The 20757-nt window shown below is 41.2% G+C and carries 16 protein-coding genes; 3 read left to right on the top strand and 13 right to left on the bottom strand.

The features are described 5' to 3' along the window. The first annotated feature begins 153 nt into the window (after window positions 1-153). Entirely contained in the window at window positions 154-372 is a 219-nt protein-coding gene (locus tag ACMXYP_RS03410; RefSeq protein ID WP_415883606.1) for a hypothetical protein, read from the top strand. 136 nt (window positions 373-508) lie between these two features. On the opposite strand, the gene ACMXYP_RS03405 is transcribed toward ACMXYP_RS03410, so the two are convergent. From ACMXYP_RS03405 to cysD, 5 genes are all read right to left on the bottom strand, one after another. Next, complete coding sequence (locus tag ACMXYP_RS03405) at window positions 509-1129, bottom strand: SH3 domain-containing protein (protein ID WP_415883605.1); 621 nt, start codon at window positions 1127-1129, stop codon at window positions 509-511. A 295-nt stretch (window positions 1130-1424) separates the two neighbouring features. Further along, entirely contained in the window at window positions 1425-1874 is a 450-nt protein-coding gene (locus tag ACMXYP_RS03400) for an REP-associated tyrosine transposase (protein ID WP_415883604.1), read from the bottom strand. A gap of 597 nt (window positions 1875-2471) precedes the next feature. Next, window positions 2472-3890 (bottom strand): mannose-1-phosphate guanylyltransferase/mannose-6-phosphate isomerase, encoded by a 1419-nt coding sequence (locus ACMXYP_RS03395; protein WP_415883603.1) that lies wholly within the window; start codon window positions 3888-3890, stop codon window positions 2472-2474. 167 nt (window positions 3891-4057) lie between these two features. Further along, window positions 4058-5962: a sulfate adenylyltransferase subunit CysN gene (cysN, locus tag ACMXYP_RS03390; protein WP_415883602.1), complete on the bottom strand. Its 1905-nt coding sequence runs from the start codon at window positions 5960-5962 to the stop codon at window positions 4058-4060. Next, window positions 5962-6861 carry a sulfate adenylyltransferase subunit CysD gene (gene cysD, locus ACMXYP_RS03385; RefSeq protein ID WP_415884638.1) on the bottom strand — a complete coding sequence of 300 codons (900 nt, stop codon included), beginning with the start codon at window positions 6859-6861 and terminating at the stop codon, window positions 5962-5964. The genes cysN and cysD overlap by 1 nt, the downstream gene beginning before the upstream one ends. A gap of 963 nt (window positions 6862-7824) precedes the next feature. On the opposite strand from cysD, the gene ACMXYP_RS03380 reads away from it, so the two are divergent. Continuing rightward, the gene (locus ACMXYP_RS03380) at window positions 7825-9591 is read left to right on the top strand and encodes an SLC13 family permease (protein WP_415883601.1); all 1767 of its coding nucleotides are present in this window, start codon (window positions 7825-7827) and stop codon (window positions 9589-9591) included. Between the two features lie 12 nt (window positions 9592-9603). Beyond that, the gene (gene cysQ, locus ACMXYP_RS03375) at window positions 9604-10404 is read left to right on the top strand and encodes a 3'(2'),5'-bisphosphate nucleotidase CysQ (RefSeq protein WP_415883600.1); all 801 of its coding nucleotides are present in this window, start codon (window positions 9604-9606) and stop codon (window positions 10402-10404) included. Window positions 10405-10794: 390 nt separating this feature from the next. Here cysQ and ACMXYP_RS03370 read toward each other — a convergent pair whose 3' ends face one another. The 8 genes from ACMXYP_RS03370 to ACMXYP_RS03335 form a co-directional block, all read right to left on the bottom strand. Continuing rightward, window positions 10795-12150 carry an MBL fold metallo-hydrolase RNA specificity domain-containing protein gene (locus ACMXYP_RS03370; protein ID WP_415883599.1) on the bottom strand — a complete coding sequence of 452 codons (1356 nt, stop codon included), beginning with the start codon at window positions 12148-12150 and terminating at the stop codon, window positions 10795-10797. Between the two features lie 601 nt (window positions 12151-12751). Beyond that, entirely contained in the window at window positions 12752-13771 is a 1020-nt protein-coding gene (galE, locus tag ACMXYP_RS03365) for a UDP-glucose 4-epimerase GalE (protein WP_415883598.1), read from the bottom strand. A gap of 35 nt (window positions 13772-13806) precedes the next feature. Then, a complete protein-coding gene (locus ACMXYP_RS03360) occupies window positions 13807-15057 on the bottom strand; it encodes a lipopolysaccharide biosynthesis protein (RefSeq protein WP_415883597.1) in 1251 nt (416 codons plus the stop codon). Between the two features lie 2 nt (window positions 15058-15059). Beyond that, on the bottom strand, window positions 15060-15959 hold the full coding sequence (locus ACMXYP_RS03355; RefSeq protein ID WP_415883596.1) for a hypothetical protein: 900 nt from the start codon (window positions 15957-15959) through the stop codon (window positions 15060-15062). Beyond that, on the bottom strand, window positions 15952-16719 hold the full coding sequence (locus ACMXYP_RS03350) for a WecB/TagA/CpsF family glycosyltransferase (protein WP_415883595.1): 768 nt from the start codon (window positions 16717-16719) through the stop codon (window positions 15952-15954). The genes ACMXYP_RS03355 and ACMXYP_RS03350 overlap by 8 nt, the downstream gene beginning before the upstream one ends. Before the next feature lie 5 nt (window positions 16720-16724). Beyond that, window positions 16725-17747 (bottom strand): polysaccharide pyruvyl transferase family protein, encoded by a 1023-nt coding sequence (locus ACMXYP_RS03345; protein ID WP_415883594.1) that lies wholly within the window; start codon window positions 17745-17747, stop codon window positions 16725-16727. Beyond that, a complete protein-coding gene (locus ACMXYP_RS03340) occupies window positions 17740-18999 on the bottom strand; it encodes a hypothetical protein (RefSeq protein WP_415883593.1) in 1260 nt (419 codons plus the stop codon). Before ACMXYP_RS03340 ends, ACMXYP_RS03345 begins: the two co-directional genes overlap by 8 nt. 42 nt (window positions 19000-19041) lie before the next feature. Further along, window positions 19042-20484, bottom strand: coding sequence for an undecaprenyl-phosphate glucose phosphotransferase (locus ACMXYP_RS03335; protein WP_415883592.1), 1443 nt, complete (start codon window positions 20482-20484; stop codon window positions 19042-19044). Between the last annotated feature and the right edge of the window lie 273 nt (window positions 20485-20757).

Below are 20757 nucleotides of genomic sequence, written 5' to 3'. Positions count from 1 at the left end.
TTCACCCAAAAATATAAAACTTTCATCTGGGTTATTTTTCTTCTGGCTTTGGCAGCTTTAGCCTATGGGATCTTCCGCCCTTCTCCACCTGAAAGAATCTTTGAACATTCAGATAAGGTAGGGCACTTCATAGCATTCTGTAGTGTCTCATTCATGGGAAGACTAGCTCTGCACAAAACCCTAAACTGGGTCTATTGGGGTGGCTGGTTTGTTCTGGCAGGGCTGCTTGAGTACCTTCAAGGGGCCCTACAGCCGCTTCGCCATTTTTCAATCGGTGATGCATTGGCCAATGCAACAGGCGTCGCTATCGCTCTGATTGCATGCATTACCATTGCAAAATTCCTGAGAAACAGATCCACATCACAAAATTAAATCATCGGCGCAGGATGCGCCTCCTACAAAGAAGCTACTGTGTAGGAGAGACGTTTTATATGCCCTTGGGTACCCGCCTCGAAAAACATCGGCGCAAGATGCACCTCCTACTTAGCAAAAGTAATTATTAAAACCCTTACAAATACCCTACAAGCCGACAGCGATGTCCTTCTATGCTTACCTGCTCTAACTGATAAGAGAGATCTGCCTTCATAAGAATGTGCATGGAAAAATCATCCACCCCTTGAATAACCGAATGCTCAAGTGTTTGATTAACCGGTACAGGAATTAACTCCCCGCCTCGGGTTTTCGCGACCAATTCAGCACTGCAGTTAACCTTAATACTGGTTAATTGAGCCTCTTTATCGAGCTTATACTGCAGATGGAGATCGCAACCCTGCACAATATCAGCACCCATCACTTTCTCACAAGTCAGATCCGCAGCAATCACATCTAACCTTAGTTTTTTAGGGACTGATTGCTCCAACACTCGCCGTTCCTCTTTTAAAAACGAACTGTGCATCCACCCCTCAGTCTTTCCAGTAAGCTCCTCCTTACCGGCAAAGTAAATCCGCGTCCAATCCCCTTTTTCCTCTAACTTAATAACAAGATGCCCTTTATTTAACATCAACATACTTCTGCCCTTTAACCCAGGCTGCTCACGCACTCTCACACTGTCATTAGTCACAATCAGATACTCAACAGCAAAAACAGAAGAAGAAAATAAAAGCAGGAACGCTAAGAGATATTTATACACGAAGAAAACCTATCCATTGGTAAAAATGCAAGTAATTGTATCTATGAGATACCTAGGCCGCAAAGAGCTCAAGAGTTTAGCCTATCCAACCAAAGACCCCAAATTACACCACAATAAGGCGAATCAAATTAGGAATTTTTCTTATATATTTAAGCAGCCCATAAACTTAATATAATCACCAGCAGAGAGGTCAGGGAAGATCTTAGCCCTCAAGGGAGAGGGCCTCTGCTATTTGATCAGGGAAGATAAGGAGCCGACAAGGATGTCGGTACCCTTCCCCCCCTTCGGGGTTCAACTAGATCCAAACCGCATCCCAATGGGAATAATCTCCGACCTTACTCGCTAGACCAGCCCTAATAGGGTTCAACACTACATACCTTGCAAGATCGACTAAATCTTCTTCATCTCGTAATGCATGATCATGGAATCCGTTTTGCCAAACAGCACCTTGCCTCCCTGAATAAGCATTAATCGCCTTTGCAGAATAAGACTTAACTGAATGGACAATCGTTGAAAGCTCAGTTGAATTGAGCTGAACCAGCCAATGGACATGGTCAGGCATAACCACATAGGCAAGGGTATCACATCGCTTAGCTTGGAATTTAAGGCAGTTAACAAGGATCCGCACCAAGTATAAGTCCGTAAAGACCTTTTGCCTTTTATCCGTAGCAAAGGTAACCAGATAGACTCGCCCCTCCTCTGAGAAGCGACCCTTTCTTAAATTTGAAGAATTCCCTTTCTTCATCAGTAAATCCCCTTTTTTCGGCGCAGGATGCACCTCCTACAGCCATCTCCATGTGGGAGAGGCGTTTTATATGTCCTTGGGTGCCCACCTCGAAAAATCGGCGCAGGATGCACCTCCCACAACAATCTCCATGTGAGAGAGGCGTTTTATATGCCCTTGGGTGCCCGCCTCGAAAAATCAGCGCAGGATGCACCTCCCACAACAATCTCCATGTGGGAGAGGCGTTTTATATGCCCTTGGGTGCCCGCCTCAAAAATCGGCGCAGGATGCACCTCCTAAAGCCATCTCCATGTGAGAGAGGCGTTTTATATGCCCTTGGGTGCCCGCCTCAAAAAATCAGCGCAGGATGCACCTCCCACAACAATCTCCATGTGGGAGAGGCGTTTTATATGTCCTTGGGTGCCCACCTCGAAAAATAAGCGCAGGATGCACCTCCTACAGCCATCTCCATGTGGGAGAGGCGTTTTATATGCCCTTGGGTGCCCGCCTCGAAAAATCAGCGCAGGATGCACCTCCCACAACAATCTCCATGTGGGAGAGGCGTCCCGCCTCGAAGAAAACCTTGCCGAAAGATACATCTTCTACAGCAAAAAAATCTTACACTCGGCCATATTGATCATCTAATCGCTCAATATCATCCTCACCCAAGTAATCTCCAGACTGAACCTCTATGATGACCAAGTCTTCTTGAGTAGGATTTCGCAACGAATGAATCTCACCAATCGGTATATAGGTAGACTCATTCTGGTACACCCTATAAGCTTCAGAGCCTTGAACAACCTCTGCACACCCCTTCACCACAATCCAATGCTCTGCTCGACATTGATGCTTTTGTAAAGACAATGCAGCACCCGGACTAACCGTGATCTGTTTTACTTGGTAGCCGTTACCCGCTCCAATTAAATCGTATTTTCCCCAAGGGCGATAAACCTCTCGGTGATGGAGGTACTCTGAGCGCTTCTCCATTTCTAACTGCTGGACAATATGCTTAACGTTTTGAACCTTATTTTTGTCAACCACAAGCACAGCATCTGAGCTTTCCACGACCACCATATTATCCACACCCACAGCAGCCAAAAGCCTACCAGAGGAGTGGAGGTAACTATTTGTCACATCCTGAGCCAGCACATCGCCAACAATTGCATTGTTATCTAGGTCTTTATCCACGACCTCCCAAAGAGAGTTCCAACTTCCTAAATCTGACCAACTCGCCTCAAAGGGAATCACAACAACAGATTCAGAAGAGGCGCAAAGAGGCTCCATCAAAGCATGATCGATAGATATTGAAGGACTTTTCTCAAAGTGAGCTTTGGACAGCCTAACAAAGTCCATATCAGCTCTTCTTTGTTCGAACGATTCTTGCGCTGATAAGAATACCTCAGAGGCATACTCCTGTAGCAAAGATAGATAACGATTCGGCGTAACGATAAAGATACCGCTATTCCAAAAATACTCTTCCGACTTAACAAACTGTTCTGCATCAGCAAGAGAGGGTTTTTCGGTGAATTGTTGGACAATCCTAGCACCAGAAACCTCATCAACCTCTACAACAGAATGTATATAGCCGTAACCTGTTTCAGCTCTAGTCGGTTGCACACCCAAAGTGACGACCAACCCCTCTTTAGCGAACAGCTCAGCTGATTTTAAGTATTCTCTGAAAGCTGCATCATTAGGAATAAGATGATCAGAAGGCAGAACCACCATAGCCTCATCACCTTGCCCATCCATTACAGCCTGTAATGCCGCGACAGCAATTGCAGGTGCAGTATTCCTTGCAACTGGCTCTAATAAGATACAACCCTCAACACCAGATAACCTCCGATGCTCAGCAACCATAAAACGATGCTCTTCATTTGCGACAAAATAAAACGAGCTGGACAGAATGCTAACTCTGTTAATAGTCTCTTTTAAAAGCGACACATCAGAGTTTAAATCTAGAAATTGTTTAGGGTAGTGTGCGCGAGATAATGGCCACAAACGAGCCCCAGATCCGCCACAAAGAATTACTGAAATCATATCAATCAATCGGAGTCTGTAGTCTTATCAGTCTAACATGTAAACAAGCAAAACCTCTTCTCAGCTATTCACTGCTATTACAAAAAGATACTCCACAAAACAAAAAAGCCCTTTCACTGATAGCTAGCTTAGCTATAGCAAAAGGGCCTTTTGGGCTTCTAAGATGATTAGCCTAAGTAACCATTACTTTTAAGATACTCCACCACCTGGTCTGCACACTCTTCAGCACTATAGCCGGCAGTACGAAGATCACATTCAGGGTTTTCCGGTGCTTCATAAGGGGAATCAATACCCGTAAAGTTTTTCAATTCACCTTTGCGCGCTTTTTTATAAAGTCCTTTAACGTCACGCTGCTCCGCTATATCAAGCGGCGTGTTAATGAAGACTTCAATGAACTCTCCATCACTAACAAGTTCACGCGCCATGCGTCGCTCAGAACGGAAAGGGGAAATAAAGGCAGTAAGCACAATCAAGCCTGCATCAAGCATTAACTTAGACACTTCAGAGATACGTCGGATATTCTCAACCCTATCTCCGTCAGTGAAGCCTAGATCTTTATTCAAACCATGACGAACATTATCACCATCTAGCAGATAAGTATGACGCCCCATCGCAAAGAGCTTTTGCTCCACAAGATTCGCAATCGTAGATTTACCAGAGCCAGATAAACCGGTTAGCCAAAGAATACATGGCTTCTGATGTTTAATATCAGCACGCCCATCTTTATTAACATCCACATGCTGCATTGTGATGTTATGACTACGGCGCAGAGCAAAGTTAATCATCCCTGCCCCAACAGTACCGTTGGTTAAACGATCAATCAGGATAAAACTACCGGTATCTTGGTTCTCTTTGTAAGGATCAAATGCGATATCACGATCCAAACTGATCGCACACACACCAATAGCATTAAGCTCGAGTCCTTTTGCAGCGGTATGCTCTAACGTATTCACATTCACCTGATATTTGATATCAGTAATGGTTGCCGAACAGGTTTGCGTCCCGACTTTAACAAGGTAAGTACGCCCAGCCAAAAGCGGCTCTTCATTCATCCAAACAATCGTTGTCTCAAATTGCTTAGCGACAGACGCAGGGTTAGCCGATTCAACAAGTAGATCACCACGGGATATATCCACTTCATCTTCGAGTGTTAAAGTGACCGACTGCCCAGCCACTGCTCGATCTAGATCACCACCTTGAGTCACAATTCGAGAAATGTTGCTCTCTTTACCCGAAGGAAGCACACGAATTTTATCCCCGGGATGAACGACACCGCTTGAGATCTGACCAGAGAAACCACGAAAATCCAGATTAGGTCGGTTTACCCACTGCACAGCCATTCTAAAAGGAGCACGCTCTGCACGATCAATATCAACCTCAACGGACTCCAGGTAACCCATTAATGTCGTGCCACGGTACCACTCCATGTTTGTACTTGGCGCAGTAACGTTATCACCCTTGAAAGCTGACATTGGAATGAAAGTAACTTTCTCAATTCCAACTTCACGAGCAAATGCCTGGTACTCTTCAACAATCTTTTGGAAAACCGATTGAGAATACTCAACAAGGTCCATCTTATTGATCGCAACAACAATGTGACGAATACCAATAAGAGAAACCAAATAGCTATGACGACGCGTTTGAGTAAGTACCCCCTTACGTGCATCAACCATCACAATAGCCACATCAGCAGTTGAAGCACCGGTCACCATATTACGGGTATATTGCTCATGCCCCGGCGTGTCAGCCACAATAAATTTACGCTGATCCGTCGAAAAGAAGCGATAAGCGACATCAATGGTAATACCCTGCTCTCGCTCTGCAGCAAGACCATCAACCAATAGTGCGAAATCTATCGATTCACCTTGAGTACCGTATTTTTTTGAATCCGATTCAACAGCAGCTAATTGATCCTCAAACAGCATTTTAGATTCATACAGCAAACGACCAATTAGAGTACTCTTACCATCGTCGACACTGCCACAGGTAATAAAACGCAAAAGACTTTTATGCTCATGCTCTTTAAGATACTGAGCGATATCACTCTCAATTAAATCTGATACATGTGCCATTAGAAGTATCCCTCTTGCTTTTTCTTTTCCATAGATGCGGCAGAATCATGATCAATTACTCGCCCCTGTCTTTCAGAGGTTTTGGTCAATAACATTTCCTGAATAATTTCCGGCAATGTTGTTGCCTTCGACTCAACAGCCCCTGTTAGCGGATAGCACCCCAATGTTCTAAAGCGAACATGCTTCATCATTGGCACTTCACCGTCATTCAACGGCATACGCTCATCATCAACCATAATCAGCGAACCATCACGCTCAACTACAGGACGCTCTGCGGAATAATAAAGCGGCACAATTGGAATGCCTTCTAAATGGATGTATTGCCAAATATCTAACTCAGTCCAGTTAGATATTGGGAAAACTCGAATTGACTCACCTTTATGCTTTTTAGCGTTGTATTGCTTCCAAAGCTCTGGTCGTTGATTTTTAGGGTCCCAGCGATGATCACCGGTTCTAAACGAGAAGATACGCTCTTTCGCACGTGATTTTTCCTCATCACGACGTGCGCCACCAAAAGCCGCATCAAATCCATACTGATCTAAAGCCTGCTTTAACGCTTCCGTTTTCATTATGTCGGTATGAATAGCAGAACCGTGAGTAAAAGGGTTGATCCCTTTTTCAAGACCTTCAGGGTTGGTATAAGTAATAAGCTCCAGTCCTAGATCTTTAACCATCTGATCCCGAAATGCATACATCTCTTGGAACTTCCAAGTTGTATCCACATGCAGCAAAGGAAATGGAGGTAACGATGGGTAAAAAGCCTTCATCGCTATATGCAACATTACAGCACTGTCTTTCCCTATCGAATACAACATCACAGGATTTTCGGTCTCTGCGACAACCTCCCTCATTATCTGAATGCTTTCAGCCTCCAGACGTTGTAGATGTGTTAATGGCATATTTTCTCCTGAAAGTAAGTCTTCCTTAGAAGTCCCATTCTTTTTAAAATTTAAATTCCCTGCCCCTACCCGTGTTGCTTGATCTTGCTCAACAACCTGCAGATAGGGAATAAATTCTATTTTCTTATTTAATGACGCATACCAATCATTAAACTCACTATGCTTCTCTATAAAGGGAAAACGACTAACTATAAGCGCCTGTTTTACGTTCCCTAATAGCTGATCCAAAAACTTGATCAACTCCTTAACATTGGGCTTATGTGAAAAATGAACCCACTGGCTACTATTACGCAGATCAGCAATATACAGCTGGTAATAACGCTTTCCGTCTAATACAACATCCCGCAAACCCGCAATAAAAATAGATACCCTTTTGGGCATGTTTGACTGACTTAACACCAGTTCGCGGGATATATCCGGCTTTTCCTCGTCGACGAGACCGACCTCAGCCAGATACCTACGAACTGACTTTAAAGATAAGGACTCATCTAAACTCTTTTCGAACCATTCCTTTACTTTTTCAACGGTCCAAAACTCCTTTTCAGCTTCAGATCCACCTTCGAAATATTGATGAGACAGCAACAGATGAAACGCTTCTTCAGCTGTTCTATTTTTTAAGCCCTTCATCCCTAGAGGGCGACCACTATCTTTCGATAAAACGGCCTTCCAACCACCTGCTAAAAACTTTTTATATGCTGAAATAATGGTAGGATGGCTCAAGCCTGTCTCAGCATGAATTTGATCAAGCGTCAGCTTCTGCAACCTCATCAAGACAGCTTTTTTTCGCAACATTTCAGCTGTTTTAGCAGATCGATCTGTACCACTCATCACGTTCGCTCAAGTTTTAATCAGTTGTAATAGTACGTATAACAAGATAGTCTAGCAAGGCAGATATAAAACTATTTATGTCCCCAAATGCACATCAACATCGCTACATGAATTTCTGGAAAGAATCTCTGCATAATGGATTATGAAGCTTACCTAACAATTGCCACGGTCGTTCTGGTATTAGCCGCCCTTGTCGGTACTCGTTTGGCGTCAGATGTCATTCTTATGGCTGCATTATGCTTTTTGATTATTTCAGGCATTTTAACGCCAACCGAAGCATTAGATGGTTTCGCCAATCCTGGAGTAATGACCATTGCAGTGTTGTATGTTGTGGCTGCTGGTTTAAAAGAAACCGGTGCTATACAGTGGGTCGCGGGCAGAATACTCGGCAATCCTAAAACCATTCCCAAAGCCACTCTTAAGGTATTTATTCCATCATCTATTCTCAGCGCATTTATGAACAATACCGCTGTAGTAGCTATGTTTATTCCGTCAATCCAAGACTGGTCAAAACGCAAAGGGATCTCTGCCTCAAAACTGCTATTGCCACTCAGTTATGCAGCAATATTAGGGGGCACATGCACCCTTATAGGCACCAGTACCAATCTAGTTATTGATGGATTATTACAATCCACCAAAGACCATGCATTGAGCATGTTTTCGCTAACTTGGGTAGGCTTACCACTGGTCCTGCTAGGCGGCACATTCCTCTATTTTGTTGGGGACAAGCTGCTCCCTAACCGCCAAGGCGCAGTTGAACAATTAGATCTCGTTCGAGAATACAGTGTAAACGTCATCGTTGAAGAGAACGGGCCTATGGTTAACCAAACCATCGAAGAGGCTGGTCTGCGTAACCTGACTTACGGTTACTTAGTCGAGATCTACAGACAGTCTCGTATCATTACCGCCGTATCCCCAGATACCGAACTATTCGCAGGGGATGAACTGGTCTTTGTTGGCGCACCAGAATGTGCTCGAGAAATACGCCATTTTCGCGGTTTAGTACCAGCCAACGGCGACGTTGAGATGCTACAGATCACCCATCACGAACGATGCTTAGTAGAAGCCGTTATCGGGCCGGAATTCGCAGGCCTAGATCAATCGATTAAAGACTCTCGATTCCGTACGCGCTTCCAAGCTGCAATTTTATCCGTATCGAGAAACGGTCAGCGTATAGACGGCAAGATTGGTGACATTCGCTTGCAAGTCGGTGACACGCTTCTACTCGAAACCAGTCAAGACTTTATCGGTCAGTACCGTTCACGACGTGACTTTTTATTAGTAAGCGCAATCAATGATTCTACGCCTCCCGTTTTCACCAAAGCGCCTACGGCATTGCTGATCCTGATGGCGATGATTTTCTTAAGCGCCAGCGGGATCTTAAGTATTTTAGAAAGCGCATTCTTGGCTGCAGGCGCTATGGTTGCGACTCAATGTGTATCCATTATTAAAGCTCGTCGAAATATAGACTTTACCGTAATCACTGTCATTGCCGCCTCATTTTCACTAGGTGCTGCCATGACCAAAACAGGCGCAGCAGATGCCATTGCGGGTAGCCTACTCTTCAGCAGCGACCTTTCACCTTGGGTTGTATTGGCACTTTTATACATACTCACCGTAGTGTTTACAGAGTTAATTACTAACAACGCTGCAGCCATTCTTATGTTCCCGATTGCAATTTCTGTAGCTGAACAGCTTGGCGTTAACTATTTACCTTTTGTAATTGCGATCATGTTTGCAGCCTCCGCAAGTTTCATTACCCCAATCGGTTATCAAACCAACTTGATGGTCATGGGCCCCGGCGGCTACCACAGCAAAGATTACCTAAGAATAGGCTTACCGATGAGCGTTATAACCGCGGTATGCAGCATTACTTTAATCCCTCTTATCTGGCACTTTTAACAAGGAAGACTTATGAGCAATCTAGAGAAATATGCAAAAGCGATAAATGAACTATCTCGCAAAGCTGGTGATGCGGTGATGGAAATTTACGAGAAAGACTTTGCTATTTACGACAAGTCTGACAGCAGCCCGCTAACTGAAGCAGATTTAGCGGCACATACGATTCTAGTTGAAGGTTTAAACGCACTAACACCAGATATTCCTGTTCTGTCTGAGGAGTCTAACTCAAACGAACAAATTGATCGTTTTAGCTGGGAAACCTACTGGCTAATCGACCCACTGGACGGCACAAAAGAATTCATCAAAAAGAACGGCGAGTTCACTATCAATGTTGCTCTGATCGTATCTGGCCAACCAGTATTTGGCGTAGTCTATGCGCCAGCAATTGACGTTTTGTACTGGGGTGCAGAAGGTGAAGGTGCTTTCAAACAGGAAGGCGAAGCAGCACCTGCACCGATCACGGTTAACACGGCCCCTTCAGTGAATACTGGCTGGAAAGTTGTAGGCAGTCGCTCTCACCAATCTGATGAGTTCAAAACCTTTATGCAAAAACTTCCAGAGGCTGACATCATCGCAATGGGCAGTTCACTTAAACTATGCCTAGTAGCAGAAGGTAAAGCCGATCTTTACCCACGCTTAGGTTTAACCAGCGAATGGGATACTGCAGCAGCACACGCTGTTGTGCTAGCAGCAGGCGGACAAGTACTTAGCGCCGAAGATATGAACCCGCTCATCTACAACACGCGCAAAGATACATTGCTAAACCCTCACTTCATCGTATGCTCTGAAGTAAGCAACTTCTGGGCTGAGTAAGCTTACTAAGCCACCCATATTCCACCCTCTCCCTCCATGGGAGAGGCACTTGAAGAAAATCTTGTAGGAGAGGCTCTCAGCCCCGAAAGCTCTTGTGGGAGAGGCATCCTGCCTCGAAAAAAACCTCACCGCAGGCACCCAAGGGGAATAGCAAATACGACTCCTACAAAAGCTTTGTGGGAGAGGCTCTCAGCCCCGAAAGCTCTTGTGGGAGAGGCATCCTGCCTCGAAAAAAACCTCACCGCAGGCACCCAAGGGGAATAGCAAATACAACTCCTACAAAACCTTTGTGGGAGAGGCTCTCAGCCCCGAAAGCCCTTGTGGGAGAGGCATCCTGCCTCGAAGGTTACCCACTTCAAGCCCCCAAAGAGCATAAGAAATGCAAAAGCTCTAAGGAATCCAAACCTTTGAATCTGGCACCACAGCCAGCAATTTATCCTTCAAAGCCAATTTAGCCTGATCATCTCCATGCACTATACGAATCTCTTTTGGTTTAACACGCATACGCTTTACAAAATTAACCAAATCCTTCTGATCCGCATGGGCTGAATATCCACTAATCGTATAAACACCAGCTTTAATATCTATCTTGTCCTCATCAAGATAAACATACCCACCTCTTGGGCCATATTTCTGGATATCCCTACCTGCCGTACCTTGCGCTTGATAACCCACAAACAAAACATCTGTTTTAGGATCACCCAACAATGCCCTAAGGTAATTAACAATCCTCCCTCCAGCACACATACCGCTTGCAGCAATAACAATAGCTGGCCTACCTGATTGCTTTAGATGATTTACTAATCGCTGATGGTCATCATGACTATCGATTGTTATAAGCTGTTCAAAGGCCAGAGGATGCCTTCCTTGAGATACCTTACGCCTAGCTTCTTTATCCCAAAGCTCTTTAAGCGAACGATAATGTTTAGTGAATTCAGCTGCCAGAGGAGAATCCACAATCACATCTAAATTTTTCCAATCAGTAGAACCCTTATAGATAATCTCTTCGATCTCATAAAGCAGCTCTTGCGTCCGCCCAATACTAAAAGCAGGGATCAATACTGTGCCTGCATTCGATAAACAGCGCTCAAGCACTCGTTTTAACTCTAATCTACGGTCTTTGCGGCCCTGATGATTTTTATCCCCATAAGTACTTTCAATCACTAGGCAATCAGTGCGATAAGGAGATTTTGGGGCGGCAAGCAAAGGCGAATAAGGGGCACCTAGATCACCGGAAAAAGTCACCCTCTCGTTAGGCAACTTAAACTCTACATAGGCCGAACCCAATATATGGCCCGCCATACGAAAACGACATGCCATCTCAGCTTCATCGTTAAGAAAACTAAACCACTCATCATAAGGAAACGGGCGTAATAAAGACTTTAACCGACCTAAGACTTTATCAATTAGCTCAGCATCACGACTGATACCCACTTTAATGGCATCCTCAATCACCAAAGGTAATAATTGAGCAGTCGCCTCTGTAACATAAATAGGCTTATCAAAGCCTGCAGCAAGTAGATAAGGAATGCGCCCCACATGATCAATATGACAGTGAGTAACTATAAGCCCGACTACATTTGAAAGAGGAAAATTAATTGCAAGAGAACCTTGCTCAAGATCAGATGCCTCTGCTCCCTGAAACATCCCGCAATCAATAAGAACCGAATGATCCTTATCAAGAAATAACTGATGGCATGACCCAGTCACACCCTTGACCGCGCCATGGTGAATAATCTTAGCCATATAACATCCTTGTTACTTGTAACTTTAAGAGATGCGTTTGCTATGCCCCTAGGTACCCGCCTCAATAAAAACCTCGGTGCAGGATGCACCTCCTACAGAGAACCTGCCTCGAATACATTGTAGGTGAGGCTTTTTCTATACCCTTAGAATAATTCCCTGTGGGAGAGGCGTCTCGCCTCGAAAAGAACCTCGCCGCAAAATTCACCTCCTACAAAGCTCGAATTCAGTAGGAGAGGCTTTTATATGCCCTTGGTTGCTAGCCTAAAGCCCTTGTAGGAGAGGCGTCCCGCCTCGAAAAGAACCTCGCCGCAAAATTCACCTCCTACAAAGCTCGAATTCAGTAGGAGGGGCTTTTATATGCCCTTGGTTGCTAGCCTAAAGCCCTTGTAGGAGAGGCGTCTCGCCTCGAAAAGAACCTCGCCGCAAAATTCACCTCCTACAAAGCTCGAATTCAGTAGGAGAGGCTTTTATATGCCCTTGGTTGCTAGCCTAAAGCCCTTGTAGGAGAGGCGTCCCGCCTCGAAAGTCTTGAAGAGAGGCATTTGCTAAATCCTTTAATATACCCAACGCCTCAAACAAAAAACACCTCAAAACAAAATACCTACCCATCATATCCATTTGGATTATTGGACTGCCATCTCCAGGTATCTTCCATCATTTCATCAAGCGTACGCGTAGCGCTCCAATCTAGTTCCTTTTCAGCTTTAGACGCATCAGCCCAAAACGCTGGCAAATCGCCTTCTCGCCTATCCGCAAACGAATAAGGAACATCTACCCCTGTCACTCGTTTAAATGACTCGACCATTTCAAGCACAGATAGCCCCTTACCCGTTCCAAGGTTATAGATATGAGCGCCCTTCTCATCTAATGCAGAAAGCGCACTCACATGCCCATCAGCAAGATCCATCACATGCAGGTAATCACGCTCGCAAGTTCCATCTGATGTAGGGTAATCATTTCCAAAAATAGACAGCTCTTTACGCTTACCAACCGCAACCTGACTAATAAAAGGCATTAAGTTATTAGGTATTCCTTTAGGGTCCTCACCAATTAAACCAGAAGGGTGAGCCCCAATAGGATTAAAATAACGCAACAGCGCTACTGACCATTCGGGATCAGAAGCACAAAGATCTGTGAGTATCTGCTCCACCATCGCCTTAGACGTGCCGTAAGGATTGGAGGTTTTACCTCTAGGCATAGTCTCTTCATAAGGCACTGGTGCATCCTCACCGTAAACCGTTGCAGAAGAGCTGAATATCAACTTTTTAACACCAGCCGCTGCCATCGCCTCACAGAGAACAAGCGTTCCATATACATTGTTCTGGTAGTAATCTAAGGGAATTTGTGAGCTTTCACCTACAGCCTTTAAGCCTGCGAAATGGATAACTGAGTCGATAGGATAGGTAGAAAAAATTTTAGCTAAACAATCACGATCCCGGATATCACCTTTAACGAAAACAGCCTGACTATGAGTAATACTATCAATTCGATCAAAAACAGCATCATTACTATTGCACAGATTATCTAGAACGATCACCTGACTGCCTCGTTCTAAGAGGTTGACCACCGTGTGAGATCCTATATAACCAGCGCCACCAGTTACTAGTAAAAAATCACCCATAATTAAATTCTCAAAGAAAATTAGAATTCATAAAATTAAAAGATTTTAATCTTAATTCTTTTCTTGACATAATAAACTGCCATCGAATTCTGTATTATCACACACAAACAAGTAGCGATAGCTATACCTAGAGTTCCAAAAATCGATTCAAGCCCAAATGACAATAAAACTAGAAGAGGCGCAATGAAAAGAACGATATTTCTCATTACCACCTCAAAGCCGCACATAATAAGAAGAATAGAAACAGGCCCAGTTACAACGTTAAATATTTGCCCCAACGTAAGAACAATTAATATTTGTTTAGCACCATAAAACTCCTCACCATAAATACTCAGCACATAATCAGTAAAAAACAACAAGACAATAGCAAAAGGAAACGAAATCAAAGCCATTATCAGGATTGAATTTCTTACTAAAGATTGTAATCGATCTATATCACCTCGATGGTACATAGCTGAGAATTTAGGAGCTACTATCATATTAACAGCCATAAGAACAAAACTGATTAAATTTGCTGTTCTTTGTGATACAGAAAGAAAAGCAACATCATCAGCCTCACCTAAAAAACCAGCAAATAGAGGACCACCCCATATAATTAAGGACTGCATCACAGAATAAATCCATAATGGAAACATACAAGATAAGACTAAATTCCGATCCTCACAAAGAGACCTTTTATTTTTAAATGATACAGATAAAAAGTAACCTATAATCGCCGCAATCAAACATGACAGTAAATATAAGCTAACAACATCATCAAACGAACTAAATCCTAACAACAAAATACCCAAACATATAAATGCAGGTATAGATATAGATAAAACAAAAATCGAGGACTTATAACGACCTAGAGCTTGCAACTCATGAGAAAACAAAACAACAAATGAGTACAAAAAAGAAGCAACCAAAAACTTAAAAACAAAATCAGAGGAAATATCAAAAGGAAAGAGAAAATAAAAAAAAGGAATAATAAACCACAAAACCAAACAGAAAAGCAAGCCACTAAAAAAAACAACAGTACGTGAAAAACTCACAAACGAAAGAATTTTAATATCATCTTCATTAAAATCATACTGACCAATAAACCTAAGAGAGGCTTGATGCAAGCCTAAAACAAAAAATGGACCTAGAATCATAACTATAGAGATAAGGAATAAAACCCCTCCAGCATCATGTAAATCCATAACTTTAACCAAGATAAAGTTAAGTAGAAACATTGACAATGCGCCCAAACCTCTAACAAAAAAGGCTGAAATGGACTTTTTAAATAAATTAATAAAATCCATGATTATCTATATCTATCTACCCATGCAGGTAATTCCTTGGAAAACAGCAACCCATTTAAATTATTTACAACATTGTAATTCCCCTGAACGCAAGCATTTTCTACCAACCTCGTTAAAGACTCGTCAATAATAGCCGCTTCTTCTTTAGCATTATATGAATAATATATATTTCTAGCTATAGATCTAACAAAGGGAAACCTATTCAAAACAGGCTCTAAATTATCATTAACTTTAAGAGCGAACTTATGCAAACCTTTTCTTTTAACCAATGTAGATTTATTTTCGAATAACATATCAGAAAATTCAGCAGGCACATCAAGATTTAACCACTTGAACATTTCCTGCATTTCTAAAGAAAAAAGCTTCGGATCGGTTAAATTCTCAAAGAAAGTTATTCGTATATTTTCTGCACCTAGATTTTCCACCCACGATTTAATTTTGTTACTATAACAACTCTCTGACAGACTCAGAAAATCTATATCACATGATTCAGCACTTAAATTAACAGCATCAATATTAGATTTAACAAAATCTTCTATAAGGGGATGCTTGCCTTGAGATCTTTTTGTAATTATATGTTTGTATAAGGACCAAAACCTTTCTACGGGGTCCCGCAATGTAATAACAACTTTTACAGAATACCCCAATTCCCTTAATAGCTTGATTCTTTTGGGCAAAAGCAAATCATGAAGAAAATACAATGGAGATGCCTCCAATAGAACACCATCTCCCTTTTCAAATAGCTCAACATATTTAGCAACACTATCAACATCATTATGTATAAAGAAATTAGTCTCTTTAACTTTAGAGGGCAAAAATTCATTAAGAGATGACAAGTATCTGAATAGCGATGTGGTTGACGTTCTAGTAGGACCAACTAAAATCAATATATCCTTAGACATTTTTAAAAAAACCTAAAATTGAGCAAAAATAAAATGGCATATAATCGATTAAGTAACGTTTTGTTAAACGCTTAGGCTCTTTTAATAATCTATATGGCGCTCTCAAGTTATATCTATTAATAAAATCCGGATAATACTTATCACCAGAATTCACAATTTGATCCATATAACCACCGCATGTAAAGGCACACCCAGTCCAATCACTCTCTTTTAAAAATGAAAGCAAATGTTCCTGATAAGGAGCTCCCATACCAACTAAAACAAAATCAACATCACGTTCAATCAATTCAGATACAAGAGAATCGTATTCAGATGGGTCCTTAAAAAAACCATTTCTTGTATAGACACATTGAATTGAATAAACTTCAGAAATACAAGCTGAGGCTTCAGCTGCTATTCCATCTTTACCTCCTATAAAGGCAATCTTTAGACGCTCACCATTATTTAACATTTTCGATAATAAACTGAAAATAGTAGGAGATAGACTATTCCCATCAAAAGAAAGTCTCCCAACCTCTTCATTCGTCAACCTAGATACAAAATTTGCCAATAGAAAGCCATCACTAAATACGAAATCAAGCTTAGATAGATTATTAATATATTCTGGATCTTTTTTTGCTATACTTAGACTTAAAGGGTTAACAAATGAGACATAAAGCCCTTTAGAATCTGAAAGTGCAGAAGATAATACAATCTCCCAATTATCTATTGGTTTTCTTACATACGAAGCAATTTCAGTAAGTTTTTCGAAGTCTTTCATCGCTTTCACTTCAAGCTTTTATCTATTGCATTTTTGAGAAACTTCAATTGCTCATTTTTCTCACCTAGTAACTTGTCAGCCGGGAGCTGGTATACACCATTAACACAAGCCTCTACGCCCGCCCTATCTAATAACCTAGTCCTGTTTGAATTTAATACTAGGCAAGCCTTATTACCAAAACTCAATGTAACCACTGCTGCATGTAACCTATCAGTCACAGTAAGTTCAGCATTCTTATAAAGATTTAGATATGGATCCGATATAAAAGAAGATACTATTTTCTTTCTAAAGAAAATTAATTTTTTATTTCTATGTGGCCTGTGACAGGTTCTTATGATATTTAGATCACCGATTTTATCAGGAAAATCCTTTTGAAGCATATACCTAAACTTTTGCTTTAAAGACCTTGTAGTATGAGGCTCTATAATTTTTCCTTTTGACTTCCCATCCATCAATTCAACATATAAACCTAAATCTGGCTCAGGTGCAAAATCAAAACAGCTCACCAGATAATCGCCCATCTCCTTTGTCGGGTAACCATTAAAGTAATCATTTGCAAAGAAAGCAAAACAAATACCGTCATATGAAAATTCAGCGATTCCATTGTAATTTTTATAAGTGTCATGATCTCTGCTTATAAAAATCTTCGGAGGATATTTTTTCAAAATAGATTTGCAATGATCAATTTCTTCTTCATCATATTTTCTTCCCCCTGCAGATATAACTGCAACTGGAACATCGTATAATTCAGCCTGCTTCAAGACGGCTTCAAACTGTTTGCCGAAACCAACATCCAATACCGGCCCCGCAATTACAACAAGGTCCACGCCCGACACTTTTGAAAAATAGTCAAAATTATTATTTTTTTCTCTTTCATTAAGCTTATAAGCATTATATGGCAAAAAATACCCATCAAATACATCTACATCTTTCACAAGAATACTTAAAGCATACTTAATACCCCTATAAAAAAAATCATTCCCTATATTTGATGATATATTACTAGAAGCTATTAAAACTTTATGCATCAAGACCCCTCCCTAATATTCTAATTTTATAGTTCGAATAAAAAATCATAATTACGAAAAAAACCATCCCTATTCCATATGGTCCAATAGCAAGCTCCTGTAATACAGAATTAGACAGAATCGCAACACCTACACCTGTAAAGCAGAATGCTTCATAATTATTTATCTTTTTAAAAAAATCTGCCATATTAAACAAAAAAACAATATAGCTAATAAATAATATAACACTGAATAAGCCTAGCATGTTTAAAGCAATAGCCACACCAGAATCACCTACAAGCATATCATAGTCCCATGTCACAACCCTCTCAACGGTCGCAGCCCCTCCCCAACCTAATCCTTTACCTAGAGGGTTACTACCTATGTGATTTATCGATGACATCAATGAATATATGTGTATATTATTACTAAGAGACATTATCAATACAGACGTAAGTGCATAGAACAAACCACTTACAAATAATATCAGTACATTAAATCTAAAATTAAACTTAAACAAACATGAAGATATAAACACAAACAAAACACAAGCCAAAGCAGCTTTTGTACCCAGCATCATCAAAGCCAATAAGCACAGAAAAAAAACCAAATAGCTTTTAATTAGAAAAGCCGATATCAACCCAAAGACCAAAATATAAGATGTTGACGGATAATTAAAAGTTGGCCCTGCAGGCTTAAAAACCATCACATGCTCCATCCCTGGCATATTAAAAATTCTTCTCTGCCTGCTTTCTATCAAATAGTCCAATGTCATATAACCATCATCCAATTTTAATTTATAGAAATCAGGTGCATTAATTGCGTAATAAAGAATTTCTGGAAACGTAAATTCAACTATAACAAATACCGCTACAAACAGACCAACAAAAGACAAAAACCTTAATACAGATAATCCACTTAATACACTACCTACCCAGTAGCCCATCACACCCATAATAAAAGGATAACCTAGCATCCTCAAATAAATACTACTATGAACAAACCCGTTATTAATCAATCCATACAGATAATAAATAACAACTACAACAAAATTAGCTAACAATAGCTTAATTAAAAAATCTTCTTTTAAAACAACAAACCATTTTAAAATCACAAATATTAAAAAAATGCTAATCAAGGCAAAATCAACACCCTGCAAAATATTAAGCACCAACTTTCCTTCAATGTTTTGTGAAAAAAAACTTATAAAAACATTTGAGAAAACAAACAAAACACCCCATATAAATAAAAAAGTTTTTCTGACACTAATCATCATTTCCTCAATAGCAATAATCCCAACAGCCAGCCCAACAGATCAATATATATCTTTAGACAATAGGCTTAATGGAGTCTTAAATAATATCTTTACATCTAACCCTAACGACCAGTTATTGATATACGCCAAATCATACTCAACACGCTTTTCCATCTTATCGATGGTTTCTGTTTCACCACGATAACCGCTTATCTGAGCTAGGCCTGTAATACCCGGTTTTATGCGATGGCGAGCTAGGTAAGCGTTAATTTTGTCTGAGTAATAATCGTTATGAGCTACCGCGTGAGGCCTTGGCCCGACTAATGACATAGTTCCTTGAAGTACATTAATCAGCTGCGGTAGTTCGTCTAGAGAGGTACGGCGAATAAGCTTTCCAATCTCAGTTACACGCGGATCTTCTTTAGTGGCCTGTTTCACTTCGCCATTTTCTTCAGCATGAAGCTTCATGCTACGGAATTTCCACACCTTAATGACCTTACCGTCCCAGCCATGACGATCTTGCTTAAAGAACACAGGCCCCGGTGATGATTTTTTAACTTTATAAGCCACCCAGAACATTATTGGTGACAATAGTACCAAGCCTATAGCCGCTAATGAGCGATCCATAATCTCTTTCATTACCATTGATATACGAGATGATGTAAGCGGGCTTTCGTTAATTGAAATAAGAGGGATACCTGCGACTTCTCGAACTGAGTGATTAATTAGATTCAGAGCAAAAATATCGGGCGCCCAGATAACATCAACATTCATGTCTAACAGATCAATATTTAGGCCATCAATCTGTTCTGATGCTTTCATAGGTAGGGCTATATAGATTCTGCGAATGTCATACTCTTTGATTAGAGATCGAATATTCTCTAACCCACCTAAAACTTTCACCCCTGAAACGCTTTCTGTTTCGTCTTTATCTAGGCTTTTTAAACAACCTACTACCTTATCTGGCAGCCAGCGATTTTTGTTTAGGCTTTCAACTAGATGCTGTGCGACTGAACCAGTACCAATTACCAAAGTCGGTAGGTTACGTTCATAATTTTCTTTGTATTTTTTTGAACAATAACTCACCAAACAATAAGAGGCATTTTGAGCTATCAGAATTGATACAGCCCAAACCAGCAGTACCTCTCGAGAAAATATCTCTGATGTTTTGGTTATAAAACCAATTAAGGAAAGAAGTAGGAGCATCATTGCCCAGGCGCCCGTCAGCCTTAAGCAACCGCGCAAGTAGTCTGATGATTGGCGGTATACACCGCGTGAACTATAGATAAACCAAATACAAAAAGAGCTTAGAACCGCAAGCACTCTATATGCTGCAGGAAACTCGTCCATCTTAAAGGAAGTGAATAGGTACAGCAGAGCGACAGCAACAATGATGTCAGCTGATACCTGAAAGAGCGCAACAAGAGACTCGTGATTTTTAAGCAGGCGTTTACTACGACGATAGTTCGCCGTAGCGCCCGTATTAGGGGTGCTAATATCCATTGTAATGTCCTTTACAGTGCCAACCTATCCGTACTCCATAGGCACATGCGTGCATTCTAATTGTTCAGAATGCATTCAGCAATCCACATTTATTGCAGCCGCACAACATCGCTACCAAGGTATTAATCGCTAATCTAGCCGATTCTCACAGCTTAACTCATAAGTCCATTTATATATTCCCATCCATTAATTATGCTTTTTATAACTTTGTATAGTTGGAAAGCTCGCCCTTTAGCTGTTACTATTGCCTAAAATTCAACCACTCATTCGACA

It is taken from the genome of Neptuniibacter sp. QD34_54 (assembly GCF_047778055.1).
Taxonomy (GTDB): Bacteria; Pseudomonadota; Gammaproteobacteria; order Pseudomonadales; family Balneatricaceae; genus Neptuniibacter.
The sequence above is the reverse complement of the archived record's forward strand: the minus strand, read 5'-3'. Positions and strand labels throughout refer to the sequence as shown.